We start from the raw sequence: 16,296 nt of genomic DNA, 5'->3' as shown, positions 1-16,296 counted from the left end.
AAAAAGAATTTTCTTACTTTTTTACAAACTTTCTTGTAATAGTTTTATCATCATTATACTTTAATTTTAAAAAGTATAATCCAGAAGATACAGAAGATACATCAATTACAGTATTTGTTGTGCTAATACTATAATTAGATACTAATACTTTTTCACCTTGTAAATTATATATAGTATAGTTATTGATAGGATTTCTAGAAATAACATTTAAGTCATTAGATACAGGAATTGGATAGATGTCAAAATTATCATTTTGATACTCCTCAATGGATAAAGTAGAACCTTCTATAATTTGAAGAGTTTGGTTAGCTGCAACATCATAAATAACATCTTCAATACCACTTAGCCATTTAACTTTGACGTAATCTACAATATCATTACTACCTAATCCAAAAAGTTCTTTTTCAGAATTTTGAGCTAAATAGCCTTCTCCACACATGGTATACCTATATTGTTTATTTCCGTTTATAGAAATCTCTATCAAAGAACCTACACCATCACTATTAGATTGTGTACCAGTTAATTTTACACCTAAATAGTTATTAGAATTACTAGTTGAATTATGATATAAAGATGGTGAATTATTCATGTTAAAAACTACAATATCACCTCTACCATCATTATCTATATCACCAATGGCATTAGAATAACTCATGTTACTATCTCCTTCCATACCTGTAGACGTAGCAATGGTAAAAGAATCGAATCCTTGGTTAACGTATAAATTATACGATGCTAATGTTGGATCACTTCCATCTCTACTTGAACTTACATAAAGATCTAAATCCATATCATTATCAGCATCTATAAACGAAGCTCCCCAACAAAAACTATTAAATATTGTACCAGATATTGTTGCTATATTAGTAAAAGTGCCATCTCCATTGTTTCTAAAAAATACGTTACCACCTGGTTCACTTATTGGAGAATGTGTGTTAGTTACATAAATATCTAAGTATCCATCTGCATTAAAATCTTCGACACTAACAGACATGGCATCTATTACTATACCTGTTCCAGTTGATAAACTTGCATCTGAATATGTTCCATCTCCATTGTTATGATACATTTTATTGGGAAAGCTCTTATCATTAGCAATGTAAATATCTTGCCACCCATCATTATCATAATCAATAAACCCAGAACAAAAGGTTAATTCAATATCTAATTCTATCCCTGCTATTTCGGTATAATCAGTAAAAGTACCATCGCCATTATTCTTATATAAATAGTTGGTGACACTAGTTTCAAAAACTCTTCTGTTAGAAATAAAAACATCCAAATAACCATCATTATCTATTTCTCCCCAAGAAGCGCCATAAGTGTATAAATTTCCTGTAGGAAGGCCTGAAGTAGAAGTAATATCAGTTAAACCAAGGTTGCCATCATTCTCAAACAATTTATTACCTTCATTATCTGTAGTAACATAAAGATCTTTATCACCATCGTTATCAATATCAACCCAAGTTGTAGATTTAGTTTGTCCTAAAATTGGTATAGATAATGGAAATATTTCTACAAAAGTTCCATTATTATTTTTATAAAATCTAAGTGGAATATTATTACCTGAGGCAACTGTTAAATCATCCCAACCATCGTCGTCAAAATCAACAAAACTAACTCCGGCTCCTAATTGTAAGTTTCCAGAACTATTTGTAATTCCTAATTGAGAAGACACCTCATCAAAGGTCATCTGTGCTATAATGACATTAAAACTCAATAAAAAGAAGCAGATGAAAAATAGTATAGACCTGAGGTTCATGATTTTATTTTTATTCTATAAACGTCTCCATAACAGCATCACTAACTCCCATATTACTAAAACCTCCATCATTATATAAATTCTGTAGTGTAACTCGTTTAGTTAAATCACTAAACAGAGTAACTGTATAATTGGCACAATCTAATGCTGTTGCATTACCAAGAGGAGACATTTTTTCAGCATAGCTAATAAAGCCATCAAATCCTTTTACACCCTGACCTGCTGTAGTTGGAGTCGGTGATTGTGAAATGGTGTTAACTCTTACTTTTTTATCTCTTCCAAAGAAATACCCAAAACTTCTGGCAATACTCTCTAAATACGCCTTATTATCTGCCATATCATTATAATCTGGAAAAACGCGTTGTGCTGCCATATAAGTTAAAGCAACAATACTTCCCCATTCATTCATAGCATCGGCTTGGTATAGACATTGCATTACTTTATGAAAAGACATTGCCGAAACATCTGTTCCTTTTTGAGTCCAATCGTATTTCTGATCCGTGTAAGCACGTCCTTTTCTAACGTTAATAGACATACCTATTGAATGCAAAACAAAATCTAATTTACCACCTAAGATTTCTACAGACTGCGATACTAAATTTTCTAAATCTTCTATAGAAGTTGCATCTGCAGGAATAATTTGTGAGCCAGTTTTTTCAGCAAGTTCATTAATTTGTCCCATACGCATTGCAATTGGCGCATTTGTTAATACAAACTTTCCGCCTTCTTCATGAACACGCTCAGCAGTTTTCCATGCAATAGAATTAGCATCTAAAGCTCCAAAAATAATTCCTCGTTTACCTTTTAAAAGATTGTATGACATGTAAAATATATTTTAGTTAGTTGTATTTAATTTCTATTCAAAGATACTATTAATTGAGTAACTCTTTTGCATGTATAACTGCTGATTCTGAAATTTTAGAACCTCCAAGCATCTGTGCAATTTCTACAATACGTTCGTCTCTATCTAATTCTTTAAGTTGAGTCTGTGTGACTTCATTTACCTCTGTTTTATAGACTTTAAAGTGCGTATCGCCTTTGGCTGCAATCTGAGGCAAATGTGTGATAGTAAACACTTGCATAAAAGCACTCATTTGCTTCATAATACGAGCCATTTGATTAGAAATTTCACCAGAAACTCCAGTGTCTATTTCATCAAACATTATTGTTGGTAAATTAGAATACTTACTTAAAATAGATTTTAATGCTAGCATTATACGAGATAATTCACCTCCAGAAGCAGATTTTTTTAAAGCATTGAAATTCCCTCCTTTATTAGCTGAAAATAAGAAGGAAAGTTCATCCATTCCATTAGAAAACAATTCATTAGTATGTACTACAGAAATATCAAATTCGGCATTTTCCATACCCAAATCTTTAAGTTGAAACTTGAGTTTATCTTTTAAATCTGGAATAACAGATTTACGTTTATGATGAATTTGCTTGCTTAGTTTAAAAAGAGAATGCTTTAACGTATTGGATTGTTTTTCTAATACATCAATATCAGTATCTAGATGTTCAGTTTTGTTAACTTTTAACTCTAAATCGTTTTTTATATCGATTAGTTCATTAATTGTGTTAACATTATGTTTATTGAATAATGTATTGATTTCTGAAAGTTTGTTTGAAATATCTTGAAGTCGTTTAGGATCTGCTTCAATATTACTACCTAGTAGTTCTAATTCATTATTGATATCGTCTAACTCAATAAAACAGCTATTAATTCTTTCATAGATAGATGTGTAAGAATCAGAGACTTTAGACATATCCAAAAGCGTAAGAGACAGAGTTCTTAAACTATTTAATAATCCAACCTCACCATCATTTAATATTAGATTTGAAATATCTAGTTTATCTTTTAGCTGCTCTACATTATCAAGTATTTTAAATTCGTTTTCTAAAACTTCTAAATCACTAGGTTTAAAATCAACCTCTAATAATTCTTGTAATAAAAACGAGTTATAATCATACTCTTTTAAGGCGTCAGCTTTTAAAACTTTTAGGTTTTCTAATTTTTCTAAGACACTTTTATAGTCAGCCAATGATTTTGTATAAGCTTCTAAAAGATCATTATTATTAGCAATAGCATCTATAATTTGAAACTGAAAATGATTTGTGGTTAGCTCTAAAGTTTCGTTTTGAGAATGTACATCTATTAGATGTGTACTGAGTTTTTGAAGTGCTTCTAACTTAACTGGTGAATCATTAACGAAAGCTCTAGATTTCCCAGAAGGTAGAATCTCTCGTCTAATAATGGTTTGTGATTCGTAATCTAAGTTTTCAGATTCAAAAAAAGATTTTAGTTTATACTTTTCAATATTAAAAACCCCTTCAATAATGCACTTTTTTTCTGGCTCTTTTACCATACTTAAATCTGCACGTTTTCCTAGAATTAAGGATAAACCTCCAAGAAGTATAGATTTACCTGCTCCAGTTTCTCCTGTAATAATGGTTAATCCTTTACTAAAAGCTACATTGATATCCTCAATGAGCGCGTAATTTTTTATGGATAAGTTTGTAAGCAAATCTTTATATTAAAAAGATTAAATGAAAACTAAAATTATGCTATAAAGATACTAGGTTAAAAACTAATATCTCTCCATTTTGCAGAGTGCATAGGTGCAACTTTGTTTAACGTAGTAATAAGGTCTGTAATATTTACACTTGGACCTCCACTAAAAATATCCTTTATTTCATCTGCTTTTGCATCAAAAAACACTCGCATTAAAAACGAATTAGGTCGTCTTTGATTTAAAGCATTAAGGTTATTTAAGGCTTTAGCAATGTTATTCTTAGCACCTTTTACATCCTCGCTCATTGTATCTAAGCCAACTCTATGGTAATTATACATAACGTCTCTGTATTCCTTAAACGTTTGAGATAAGAGATCTGTGATTAGAGTAAATCTAGTTTGTCTTCCATCTTGTAGTTTCCAACCTTTAGCATTGTTATCTTGTGAATATTGTAAGATAATCTGGGCTTGTCTAAAATATTCATCTCCTCCGTTTTTTGAAAAGCTATCAGCATCTATACCTAATATCATATAAATATGAAATGTAAGTACAGAAATTAGATTAGAACTAAACTGATTAGGATTGTATACTAAATTCTGAAATTCTAGGTATTTAAAATTAAAGTCTTGATCGTTAAAATTATATAACGAAGTAGAATAGGCAGAGTTAAAAACTGGTCTAGAGGATTGAATCTGTAAAGTAGCTTCAAAAGAATCATTATTATAATTCTGAATGGTTAATACCATGCTGCAATCTATTCGCTCTTGTGGCTTGTAGTTTTTATCTGTCCATTCGGTTGTATTAATAAATTCTCTTAACTGATTCTCTAAGGTCTTAAATACCTGAACATTTTCATTACCTGTAAGTTGTGCATTGACCACAAAATTACAGTTAAGCTCTTGAGAATAAGAGGTCGTCGCAAATGCAACACATAAGACAAGTAAAAATTTACGCATTTCTTTTTTTAAGTATTAAGTCCATTAAATCTTTGGCCACATCTGCCTTAGATTTAAGTTCATTTTCTATAACATCTCCATCCTTAGAGATAAAAGTAACTTTATTTGTGGAAACACCAAAACCTGCACCTTTATCATTGAGTGAATTAAGAACTATAAGGTCTAAATTTTTTGATAATAACTTACCCTTTGCGTGTTCTAATTCATTATTGGTTTCTAGTGCAAAGCCAACTAAATACTGGTTGGCTTTAATTTTGCCACAAGATTTTAAGATATCTTTTGTTTTCTCTAATTCTATAGTTAACGAACTATCAGACTTTTTTATTTTCTTATCAGCAACTTGTTTTGGTTTATAATCTGCAACAGCAGCAGACATAATCGCTACATCTGTGTCTTCATAATAGGTATGTACAGCATTATACATGGCTTCACCATTAGTAACTCTTGTTACATTAATTAAACTATGAGTCACTGTTTCTTTTGATGGTCCTGTAATTAATTGTACTTCTGCACCTAAGTTGGCAGCAGCTTTAGCAATTTCAAAACCCATTTTACCACTAGAGTGATTACCAATAAAACGTACAGGGTCTATAGCCTCATAAGTTGGACCTGCAGTGATTAACACTTTATAGTCCTTAAAAGGTAATTTACTTATGATATCGTTTTCTATATAAGAAACGATATCTTCAGGTTCAGCCATTCGTCCTTCACCAACTAATCCACTAGCCAATTCGCCAGATGTTGCAGGAATCATAATATTACCATATCCTTCTAATTTATTAAAAGAGGTCTTGGTAGACTTATGCTTATACATATCTAAATCCATAGCTGGTGCAAAATACACAGGGCATTTAGCTGATAAATATGTGGCTAGTAATAGATTATCACAAACACCATGAGCCATTTTTGCCATTGTATTTGCTGTGGCAGGCGCAATGATAAATAGATCTGCCCATAATCCTAATTCAACATGATTATTCCAGACAGCATTTTCATCTTCTTCATTAACAAACGACGAGTGAACAGGATTTTTAGATAAGGTTGAAAGTGTAAGTGGTGTTATAAAATCTTTAGAAGCAGGTGTCATGATGACTTGTACCTTAGCACCTGCTTTTATAAATTGTCTCACCAAATGAGCTGTTTTATAAGCAGCAATACCAGCCGTTACGCCTAATAGAACATTTTTACCACTTAAAACAGACATTTATTTTAGAGTTAAATTACTCTTCTGTAGAATCTTCAGTATTTCTGAAGTAAATTTTATCGTCTAACCATTCTTGAACAGCTAGTGCATGAGGCTTTGGTAATTTTTCGTAAAACTTAGAAACTTCTATTTGCTCTTTGTTTTCAAAAATCTCTTCTAAACTATCGTTATATGTAGCGAACTCTTCTAACTTATCAATAAGCTCACGTCTTATATCTGTGTTAATTTGTTCTGCACGTTTAGAAATTACGGAGATAGCTTCATAGATGTTATCTGTTGGAGCATCAATTTCGTTTCTGTTATACGTTAACGTTGTTGCAGGAGCATTGGTGTTTTTTAGATCCTTCATTATATTTTTAACTTTTTATATCGTTTAAACTTTTTATTTCTATGAGTTCAGCATACATTTTATCTGCAGCTTCAATTAATTCTGGCTTTTGGGCAATTTTCTTAAAAGCGTTATAAAATTCAATTCCTTTTTCTGTTCTATCTGCTTTTTTACGCTCTATACTATTGGTTGCTAATTTAAATTCAGAATCTAATTTCCAAAACAATGCATCTTCTCTAAACGCAGTTCCTGGATACTCTAATAACAAATTGTCCATAGATTTAATACACGCTTCGTAGTCTATAGCAACTCGAGCTGTAATATTGTATTGCTTAGCTATTTCAAAAGCTTTGCGCTCTAGCTTTGCATTTAACTCTTTAACCATAGCGTTACATTCTGCTAGCTTATCAGACTCAGGGTATTTATTAATAAATAATTGCAATTTATCAATTGCTTCATAAGTCTCTTTTTGTTCTTTGCTGTGCACAGGTGATAGCATATAATAGCTTTTAGCTGCTAAGAAAGCGGCTTCTTCTACTTTTTCGCTATTGGCATAAGCATTAGTAAAACGATCAAACTGATAACCTGAAATGTGATAATCTCTCATCATATAAAATGTATTAGAATACATAAACATTAGCTTTTCAGCTTGAGGCTTACCTCTGTAGTTTGGTACAATTTGAGCAAATAACCTATTGGCTTTGTTAAACTTACCTTCTTCGTATAGTTTTATACCTAAATCAAATTTAGTTTTTATATCTTCAGATTTAAGAGCTTTCTGAAACTCACTACAAGAGCTCAACACTAATAAAACACTAAATATGGCTATTAATTTTTTCATATCTAAAACAGTCTGCAAAATTACATAAATTAAACGGATTTTGGAAATCATATTTTCATACTAAAATAGTAGAGTTCATCTAACCTACTGAACTTTTAAATAAACTTTAACTAAAGGTGATTTAATTCAGCGTATTTACTGCTAATTTAATTTTAGATTTTAAAGCTTCTGTGGCTTCTACCAAAGGCAATCTTACAGTACAATTAGAAATATGCAATTCAGACAAAACAGCTTTGATTCCTGCTGGATTATTCTCTGAAAAAATGAGACTAATTAGTTCCATTAACTCAAAATGTAATTTATAGGCTGCTTTTGCTTCATCTTCTAAACCTAATTGAATCATTTTAGAAAATTTCTTTGGAAATGCTTGACCAATAACTGAAATCACTCCTGCTCCACCAGCTAAAGTTACGCCTAACGCTAAATCGTCATCACCAGAAATAATTAAAAAATCATCAGGTTTGTATTTTATTAGCTCTAGATACTGTTGTGTATTATTTCCTGCTTCTTTTACAGCAATGATATTCTTAAATTTTTTAGCTAAACGAAGTGTAGTCTCTGGCTCCATATTTTTGGCTGTTCTGCCTGGTACATTATACAAAATAACAGGAACAGGACTTGCTTCAGCTACTGCTTTAAAGTGTTGATAAAACCCTTCTTGTGTAGGTTTACTGTAATAAGGCGCTACAGATAAAATAGCATCGATATCACTAAAATTTGTGGTTTTAAGCTCATTTAAAACAGAGCTCGTATTATTACCTCCTATACCCAAAACCATAGGGACTCTACCTCCATTTGCTTTAGATATTGTAGAAATAATTTCTATTTTTTCTCTTGAAGTAATAGTAACACTCTCTCCAGTTGTGCCACTGATTACCAAATAGTTGATTCCATTTTCAATATTAAAATTTACAAGCTCGGATAAAGCATCATGATCTACTGAAAGATCGTTATTAAATGGAGTAATTAAGGCTACTCCTGTTCCTAGAAATTTATTCATTATAGCTTTCTTAAAACTGTTAGATATTTTTTTAATTCGAATTTAAAGGTCTTAAAATTATTAATCGGAACATCTATAATTAAATCATATAATCGCTCGTCTAAACCAGATAATCCAACCTTAAATTTGGCTTTAGACATTGCCGTTATTAAATTAGTTTCTAATTGATCTTTTTTATAATAACTAATTAAAACATCAAATTCATAATTTATAAAGGATTGCAAGTCTACACTTAATATTTTCCCTTTCCAACCAAAATTTTTAGATATAAAGTAGGTGTCCCAAAGGTTAGATATCTTTTTTTCGTCATCTATAAAAGCTACAACTTTACATTTTGGAGATACTAATCCTAATGATTTAAAATAAACTCTAAAAGATTCAAAATCATCATACTCCTCAATATTTAGTAAAACACCAATAGTTTGAACCTTAGAGTTACTAAACGCAGCACGCCTTGCGCTTAACAACGAATTAATGAATTTTTGATTTGATTTTTCTTTAAAAACCTTTAAAATCATTTATATTTAACCTTTGAGCAAATTTAGCAAAAGCTTATTCACAATTTGTTAATCTATTCATAGTTTTTAAATGACTTTTAAACACTTTTTAATTCTCTTTTTAGCATTAGGAATCGTTTCTTGTAAAAAAGAGATACATCTCAACAAAATTGAAGGTAAACGTATAGAGATAAATGATAGTCTTTCTTCAGACGTAGATATTGAAGCTTACATAAAACCTTACCGAGAGCATGTAAATAATGATTTAGATAGCATAATTGCTTATGCTTTAGACACCTACTCTAAGCGTGATGGTGAATTAAATACTGCTATTGGTAATTTAATGGCAGATATTGTTTATGAGCAAGGTAATGCAGTATTTAACAAAAGAACAGGTAAAGACATTGATTTTGTACTATTAAATCATGGTGGTATACGTTCTATCATTTCTAAAGGACAGATAACAAGCAGAACAGCATACGAAGTTATGCCTTTTGATAATGCTATAGTGGTTGTTGATCTTAAGGGTGAGCAAGTTAAGGAGTTGTTAGATTATCTGGCTGAGGCTAAACGTGCGCATCCTATTTCTAAATTAGAATTAATATTAGATAATGATTATAACATTATCTCTTCAAAAGTAAAAGACAACGCTATTGATTTTACAAAAAACTACTACGTCGCTACTAACGATTACTTGTATAATGGAGGAGATCGTATGAATTTTTTTAAAACCAACGATAGTCTATATGTACTAGACTATAAAGTTAGAAATGCTTTAATAGATTATTTTAAAAAAGTAGATACACTAAATCCAAAGATTGATAACAGGTTTATTAAACAGGCGAATTAATTATGAAAAGAAGAGCGTTTATTCAACAAAGTGCAGCAGCCTCAGCATTACTAGGTCTAAGTAGTTTAGGGTTACAATCTTTTGCACCAGCCACACGAAAAATCACAATTCTTCATACCAATGATGTGCATAGTCATATTGATCCTTTTGGACCAGATGACGGAAGAAATGCCAATAAAGGTGGTGTTGCAAGGCGAGCAACACTTATTGCTAATATTAGAAAAGAAAATCCGAATACGTTACTCCTAGATGCTGGAGATATTTTTCAAGGCACGCCTTACTTTAATTATTATGGTGGCGAGTTAGAATTTAAACTCATGAGTAAGCTTAATTATGATTTGGCAACCATAGGAAATCATGATTTTGACAATAGTATTGATGGATTATATGCGCAATTGCCTAATGCTTCATTCGATTTTGTATCTGCTAACTACGATTTTAAAAATACGGTTTTAGACACTCATGTAAAGCCTTATAAAATCTTTAATAAGAACGGAGTTAAAATTGGTGTTTTTGGGTTAGGTATTCAGTTAGAAGGCTTAGTGGATAAAAAAATGTATAAAGAAACTAAGTATTTAGATCCTTATGAGATAGCTAAAGACATGTCTAGAGAACTTAAAGATAATCAGAATTGTGATTTAGTTATTTGTCTGTCTCACATTGGTTATAACTACAAAAATCATCCTGAGCGAAAAAGCGATTTAAACCTTGCAAAACAAACTAAAAACATTGATTTAATTATCGGTGGACATACACATACTTTTTTAAAGAAACCAACAATTGTTAAAAATGTAGAAGGTAAAAATGTTTTAGTCAACCAAGTTGGCTGTTATGGTTTATACTTAGGGAAAATTGATTTTTATTTTGATGAAAATGGAAATAGTTCTAATGAAAGTACAACCATTATTGTTTAAAGTCTTGTAAAGTTTTTAAAACTGATACGTCAAAGCATTTATAAAAACTAACCAGATGAAAAAACACATTCCTTTAATTCTTAGAATTGTTGTCGCAGTAATTCTTATTCAAACACTTCGTTTTAAATTCACAGCACATCCAGATAGTGTATATATTTTTGAAACTGTTGGCTTAGAACCTTATGGTAGAATAGGAATTGGTGTTTTAGAACTCTTAGCCGGAATTCTATTATTAATACCAAAAACCGTTTGGGCAGGAGCTGCACTTACACTAGGCATAATTGGTGGAGCTATTATGATGCACTTAACACAATTAGGTATAGAAATAAATGGAGATAATGGTGTTTTGTTTTATACTGCAGTTACAGTGTTTGTTTTATCGCTAGTTATTCTTTTCATCTACCGAAAAACAATACCATTTATAGGAAAGAAATTAAGCTTCTAAAGATTTTTCTAAGAAATCTACAGGTTCTTCATTTTCCAATTTAGCTGTTAAGTAAAGTAATGTAAAAGCAAAGACTAGAAATATACTACTAATAATATTGAGCTCTGGATATTCTGCTACATAAAAATACGCAAGCTGAATGATCTCAGAAAATACTATAAATATAGAAGCCATTAACATATTTATTGAACGCTTGTCATCTCTATGCATAAAATTTATCATAGACACAGAAAGCAAGGCCATAATAACGCCATTGTATAAAAACTCTAAGGTATACTCATAAAATCCTAATACACCTTCAGTTGTAGCAGAAACTATTGAAACACAAAATATATCTAGTATTATCAATACAGCAATAGCGATGTAGTACTTAGATACAATTTCTCTTAAATTTAATCTTGAGAGAATTTGCCAAATTAATAAGATGTAAGACAATATATATAAACTATTAGCAACATAATATATATAATCTATATCATTAGTATAATCTATTTCAATATACCAAGTAGCAAAACTAAGTATCTGTCCTACGGTATATAATAACAAGAAAAGTTTGAAGAATATACAATCACATTCTTTATCAAATAGAAAAAGGGAGGTAAGTCCTAAAAACAATATTGTTTTAATAAGATCTGCATAATACTCAGACTGTATTATTTGTAAATACACAAATAATACACTAAGACATATAAGGGATACCTTAATTACTTTATTAATTACCATTTGATTTGTAGGTTAAATCTTGTCAAATATAATAAAATTTTACAATTAAACGAATAATTATGCTTTTTATCGGTAAAAAAAATTATAAAATAAGTTAATTCTTACAATATTACTTTTACTCAAAATATAGAGTAATTGATTTTAATTAGTAATAATAAGCTTTTGAGGGAATTAAGACAAAAATAACATGTAATGTATTAATAACAAAAATGTTATGTTAAAATCGATGAAATGCATAGTGTTGTTTATCACAACATATTTAAGAAGTCTTGTTCTGTAATAATAGGAATTTCTAATTTTTCAGCTTTAGTACGCTTAGAAGGTCCCATTTTATCACCTGCAACCAAATAACTTGTTTTAGAGGAGATAGAAGAGCCTACTTTACCTCCATTGTCATCAATTGTTTTTTTGAGTTCGTTTCGTGACATCTTTTCAAAAACACCAGACACCACAAAAGTTAATCCTGATAATATATTGGTCTGATTGGCTAAGTCCTCTTCGGATAACTGAAATTGTAAACCATAAGTCATTAAACGTTTTACTGTAGCTATATTGATTTCATCTTTAAAAAACTCAATAACACTCTCTGCAATACGCTCACCTATTTCATCCACATTAATAAGGTCATTATGTGTAGCTTGCATTAAGGCTTCTATAGATTTATAATGCTTAGCTAACTTTTTTGCAACTGTTTCACCTACATATCTAATACCTAAGGCAAACAATACGCGTTCAAAAGGAATAGACTTAGACTTTTTAATCCCTTCAATTAAATTTTCAGCACTTTTTTCAGCCATTCGTTCTAAAGGAAGCACCTGTTCCTTTTTTAATTCGTATAAATCTGAATAATTTGAAATAAGACTCTCATTAACTAACAAGGCTACAGTTTCTCCTCCTAAGCCATCGATATCCATTGCTTTTCTAGATATAAAATGCTGTATTCTTCCTACAATTTGTGGTTTGCAACCATTGTAATTTGGACAATAATGCTTGGCATCACCTTCTTCTCTAATGAGTTCAGTCTCACACTCAGGACAATGATCTATATAAACCGTAGTCTCAGCGTCTATTGGGCGTTTATTAAAATCTACAGCAATAATCTTAGGTATAATTTCACCACCTTTTTCAACAAAAACAGTATCGTTTATTCTAACATCTAACTTTTTAATCTGGTCTGCATTATGCAAAGAGGCTCGTTTAACTGTGGTTCCTGCTAATTCCACTGGCTCAAGATTTGCAACTGGTGTAATAGCTCCTGTTCTACCAACTTGATATGATATACTGTTTAAACGAGTAAAAACCTGCTCTGCTTTAAACTTATAAGCCATTGCCCAACGAGGTGCTTTAGCTGTATAACCTAATTCCTCTTGCAGAAACAAACTATTAACCTTAATAACAACACCATCAGTTTCATAAGGTAAATTATGACGCTCTATATCCCAATAATTTACAAAGTCTAAAACTTCATCAATTGAGTTTGCTAGTGTTGCTGCTACAGGAACTTTAAAGCCTAGGGCTCTTGCTTTCTCTAAACTTTCAAATTGTGTGTTTACACCTAGATTATTACCCTTCATGTTATATAACAAACACTCTAAAGGACGTTTAGCAACCTCTGCACTATCCTGTAGTTTTAAACTCCCTGATGCCGTATTTCTTGGATTTCTATAAGGTTCTTCTCCTTCAGCTAATCGTTTTTCATTCATTCTATTAAATCCTTCAAAAGGCAAAACAATCTCGCCTCGTATATCAAACCGATCAGGAAAATCACCTTTTAATTGTAAAGGAACCGATTTGATGGTTTTGATATTCGCAGTAACATTATCGCCTTGTACACCATCACCTCTGGTTATTGCTCGTAATAAGCGTCCGTTTTCATAGGTTAAACTAATAGAAGCACCATCGTATTTTAACTCACAGGTGTATTGGACACTACCATCAATCATTTTCTTAATACGTTTTTCCCAATCTTCTAAATCGTCTTTAGAATATGAATTATCTAAAGAGTACATTCTAAAGTTGTGCTTTACAGTCTCAAAATTCTTAGTGACTTCTCCTCCAACACGTAAGGTTGGTGAGCTTGGATCGTAATACTCTGGATGTTGTTCTTCTAAAGCTTGAAGTTCTTTTAGTTTTATATCAAATTCATAATCGCTTATGGTAGGATTATCTAAAACGTAATAATTGTAATTATGAAGACGCAATTCGTCTCTGAGGGATTGTAATTTATCTTTAATACTCATTTAAGTTTGATCTAAGTCTAACCATTTTGGCTTGGGTAATGGTATAAAATTATTCATTTTTTCTAATAAACCTGCTATTGAATTATCAACAAGTATAGCATCTAGATGATCTTGTTTTAGAAATCCTTTTTTAACCATAGTTTTACATTGTTCTATTAAATCATCGTAATAACCATCTATATTTAAGATACCTATCGGTTTGGTATGTAATCCTAATTGTCCCCAAGTTGCAATCTCAAAAAACTCATCCATAGTTCCAAAACCTCCTGGAATTATAATAAAACCTTCTGACTTTTGATACATAATAACCTTACGCTCGTGCATGGTTTTGGTTTGTATTAGTTCTGATAGATTATTATGAACAATTTCTTTTGTAGATAAAAAATGAGGAATTACTCCTATGGAGTTTCCGTTATGCTGCATTACACCATCTGCTACTCTTCCCATAATACCGATTTTTGCAGCACCATAAACCAACGTAATATTGCGTTCTGCTAGAGTTTTACCTAATCTAAAAGCGTCATCTGTAATAGTTTCATTATTACCTAAACTACTACCACAAAATACAGCTACACTTTTCATTGCTTTATTGCTTTAATCATTCGGTCTTTACCAAAAATATCTAGTTTTAATTCAATATCACCAAAACCACTATCGTTTAATAATTTAACCATATCCTTACCTAAAGTTTCATTAATTTCGAAATATAATATGCCTTTAACCGCAAGAAAACGTTGAGAAAATGCAATAATGGCTTTATAAAATAGTAAAGGATCATTATTCTCAACAAATAATGCTATGTGTGGCTCATAGTTTAGCACATTAGGTTGCATCAATTCTTTTTCTGATTCTCTTACGTAAGGTGGATTAGAAACGATAACATCAAACTCTAATTCATTAAAATCATCTTCCCTAGTGAAGTCGTTTAGAATATCAACGTTTAAAAACCTAACATCTACGTCATTCAATGTCGCATTTGTTTTAGCTAGATTTAAAGCTTCCTCAGACACATCTACTGCAAATACATTGACTTTACTTAAGTGCTTTGCTAAAGCTATAGAAATACAACCACTTCCTGTACCAATATCTAAAATTCTTAAAGGATTTTCAGTTGCTCTTACAGACGAATCCTTAATAATGAAGTCTACTAATTCTTCTGTTTCTGGACGTGGTATTAAGACTTTGGTATTAACTTTAAATTCTAAGCCAAAAAACGCTGTACTACCAATAATGTATTGAATAGGTTCAAAAGTTTTTAAGCGTTCTATGGCTTCGGTAAACTTTTCTTGTTTTTTTCCGCTCACTACAACATAACCATTAAGCGCAATATCTGTTCGTTGCATACTTAAAATATGCTCTGCTAATCGATAAAAAAATGCTTCACATTCCTCTTTAGGATAGAGATCAACTAAGGCTTCAATACAATTGCGCTTTAAAATTTTTAGTATCATAAATCTTTAATCATCCATACACCACAAGAAAAATGACCTGTGTTACCCAAAGGACCTTCTAGGTGTTTAAATTGGAACTGCTCATAAATATGAATTGCTACTTTTAGTTGTGAAGCAGATTCTAAGTAACACTGCTTATAACCTAGTTGTTTTGCTTTATCTAAACATTTTTGAAACATACTTTTTCCAATACCTAAACCTCTAACCTTAGGAGAAAAGTACATTTTTTGAAGCTCACAAACATGGCTTTCAAAATCCTGTAATGGTTTTATGCCAGCACCTCCAAGAATCTCTCCTTTATAATCAACAACATAATACACTTCATTATTAGCCTGATAACTTTCATACATTTTTGGAGTTTCAGAATCTGCATAAGCCGTACCTTCTAAAGGAAGCTTAAACTCAGGAAAACACGCTCTTATAACAGATTCAATGGAAGCGTTATCCTTAGCTTCAATCTCTCTAATTATTATGGCATCTGTAATCATAAAAATAGGTTAGCTTTGCGATTGTGAATATACATGTTTTGGGAGTTTCATGAACTACCTAATTCAGCATAATTATTAAACACT

At 31.0% G+C, this 16,296-nt stretch carries 17 protein-coding genes; 3 read left to right on the top strand and 14 right to left on the bottom strand.

Annotated features, from left to right (window positions below; translation table 11 throughout):
- Positions 1–13 precede the first annotated feature (13 nt).
- The 9 genes from RM697_RS02705 to RM697_RS02665 all read right to left on the bottom strand — a co-directional run bounded on the left by RM697_RS02705 (position 14) and on the right by RM697_RS02665 (position 9,122).
- A complete protein-coding gene (locus RM697_RS02705) occupies positions 14–1,762 on the bottom strand; it encodes a T9SS type A sorting domain-containing protein (RefSeq protein ID WP_311426305.1) in 1,749 nt (582 codons plus the stop codon).
- A 10-nt stretch (positions 1,763–1,772) separates the two neighbouring features.
- Complete coding sequence (locus RM697_RS02700; RefSeq protein ID WP_311426304.1) at positions 1,773–2,585, bottom strand: enoyl-ACP reductase FabI; 813 nt, start codon at positions 2,583–2,585, stop codon at positions 1,773–1,775.
- A gap of 49 nt (positions 2,586–2,634) precedes the next feature.
- Positions 2,635–4,287, bottom strand: a complete 1,653-nt coding sequence (gene recN, locus RM697_RS02695) for a DNA repair protein RecN (RefSeq protein WP_311426303.1) — start codon at positions 4,285–4,287, stop codon at positions 2,635–2,637.
- A 56-nt stretch (positions 4,288–4,343) separates the two neighbouring features.
- Positions 4,344–5,231: a type IX secretion system protein PorD gene (gene porD / locus RM697_RS02690; RefSeq protein ID WP_311426302.1), complete on the bottom strand. Its 888-nt coding sequence runs from the start codon at positions 5,229–5,231 to the stop codon at positions 4,344–4,346.
- Positions 5,224–6,435: a bifunctional phosphopantothenoylcysteine decarboxylase/phosphopantothenate--cysteine ligase CoaBC gene (gene coaBC, locus RM697_RS02685; RefSeq protein WP_311426301.1), complete on the bottom strand. Its 1,212-nt coding sequence runs from the start codon at positions 6,433–6,435 to the stop codon at positions 5,224–5,226. The genes porD and coaBC overlap by 8 nt, the downstream gene beginning before the upstream one ends.
- A 16-nt stretch (positions 6,436–6,451) precedes the next feature.
- Positions 6,452–6,784, bottom strand: a complete 333-nt coding sequence (locus RM697_RS02680; protein ID WP_311426300.1) for a DNA-directed RNA polymerase subunit omega — start codon at positions 6,782–6,784, stop codon at positions 6,452–6,454.
- Between the two features lie 7 nt (positions 6,785–6,791).
- Positions 6,792–7,604: an outer membrane protein assembly factor BamD gene (locus tag RM697_RS02675; protein ID WP_311426299.1), complete on the bottom strand. Its 813-nt coding sequence runs from the start codon at positions 7,602–7,604 to the stop codon at positions 6,792–6,794.
- A gap of 121 nt (positions 7,605–7,725) precedes the next feature.
- Complete coding sequence (gene dapA / locus RM697_RS02670) at positions 7,726–8,604, bottom strand: 4-hydroxy-tetrahydrodipicolinate synthase (RefSeq protein WP_311426298.1); 879 nt, start codon at positions 8,602–8,604, stop codon at positions 7,726–7,728.
- Entirely contained in the window at positions 8,604–9,122 is a 519-nt protein-coding gene (locus tag RM697_RS02665) for a DUF6913 domain-containing protein (RefSeq protein WP_311426297.1), read from the bottom strand. The genes dapA and RM697_RS02665 overlap by 1 nt, the downstream gene beginning before the upstream one ends.
- A gap of 70 nt (positions 9,123–9,192) precedes the next feature.
- Between RM697_RS02665 and RM697_RS02660 the strand changes: the two genes are divergently transcribed.
- From RM697_RS02660 to RM697_RS02650, 3 genes are read left to right on the top strand one after another with little or no spacing between them, the layout of a single operon-like run.
- Positions 9,193–9,951: a 5'-nucleotidase C-terminal domain-containing protein gene (locus RM697_RS02660; protein WP_311426296.1), complete on the top strand. Its 759-nt coding sequence runs from the start codon at positions 9,193–9,195 to the stop codon at positions 9,949–9,951.
- A 2-nt stretch (positions 9,952–9,953) separates the two neighbouring features.
- Entirely contained in the window at positions 9,954–10,865 is a 912-nt protein-coding gene (locus RM697_RS02655; RefSeq protein ID WP_311426295.1) for a bifunctional metallophosphatase/5'-nucleotidase, read from the top strand.
- A gap of 55 nt (positions 10,866–10,920) precedes the next feature.
- Positions 10,921–11,310: a DoxX family protein gene (locus RM697_RS02650; RefSeq protein WP_311426294.1), complete on the top strand. Its 390-nt coding sequence runs from the start codon at positions 10,921–10,923 to the stop codon at positions 11,308–11,310.
- Here RM697_RS02650 and RM697_RS02645 read toward each other — a convergent pair.
- The 5 genes from RM697_RS02645 to RM697_RS02625 all read right to left on the bottom strand — a co-directional run bounded on the left by RM697_RS02645 (position 11,299) and on the right by RM697_RS02625 (position 16,212).
- The gene (locus RM697_RS02645) at positions 11,299–12,033 is read right to left on the bottom strand and encodes a hypothetical protein (protein WP_311426293.1); all 735 of its coding nucleotides are present in this window, start codon (positions 12,031–12,033) and stop codon (positions 11,299–11,301) included. The two genes, RM697_RS02650 and RM697_RS02645, sit on opposite strands and share 12 nt — an antisense overlap.
- A gap of 248 nt (positions 12,034–12,281) precedes the next feature.
- The gene (ligA, locus tag RM697_RS02640) at positions 12,282–14,273 is read right to left on the bottom strand and encodes an NAD-dependent DNA ligase LigA (protein WP_311426292.1); all 1,992 of its coding nucleotides are present in this window, start codon (positions 14,271–14,273) and stop codon (positions 12,282–12,284) included.
- Entirely contained in the window at positions 14,274–14,855 is a 582-nt protein-coding gene (locus tag RM697_RS02635) for an LOG family protein (RefSeq protein ID WP_311426291.1), read from the bottom strand.
- A complete protein-coding gene (gene prmC / locus RM697_RS02630) occupies positions 14,852–15,724 on the bottom strand; it encodes a peptide chain release factor N(5)-glutamine methyltransferase (RefSeq protein WP_311426290.1) in 873 nt (290 codons plus the stop codon). The genes RM697_RS02635 and prmC overlap by 4 nt, the downstream gene beginning before the upstream one ends.
- The gene (locus tag RM697_RS02625; protein ID WP_311426289.1) at positions 15,721–16,212 is read right to left on the bottom strand and encodes a GNAT family N-acetyltransferase; all 492 of its coding nucleotides are present in this window, start codon (positions 16,210–16,212) and stop codon (positions 15,721–15,723) included. Before RM697_RS02625 ends, prmC begins: the two co-directional genes overlap by 4 nt.
- Positions 16,213–16,296 lie beyond the last annotated feature (84 nt).

The organism is Microcosmobacter mediterraneus (genome assembly GCF_031846265.1).
In the GTDB taxonomy this organism is placed as follows: Bacteria; Bacteroidota; Bacteroidia; order Flavobacteriales; family Flavobacteriaceae; genus Microcosmobacter; species Microcosmobacter mediterraneus.
Note: the sequence above shows the minus strand (reverse complement) of the source record. Positions and strands in the feature narration are given on the sequence as shown.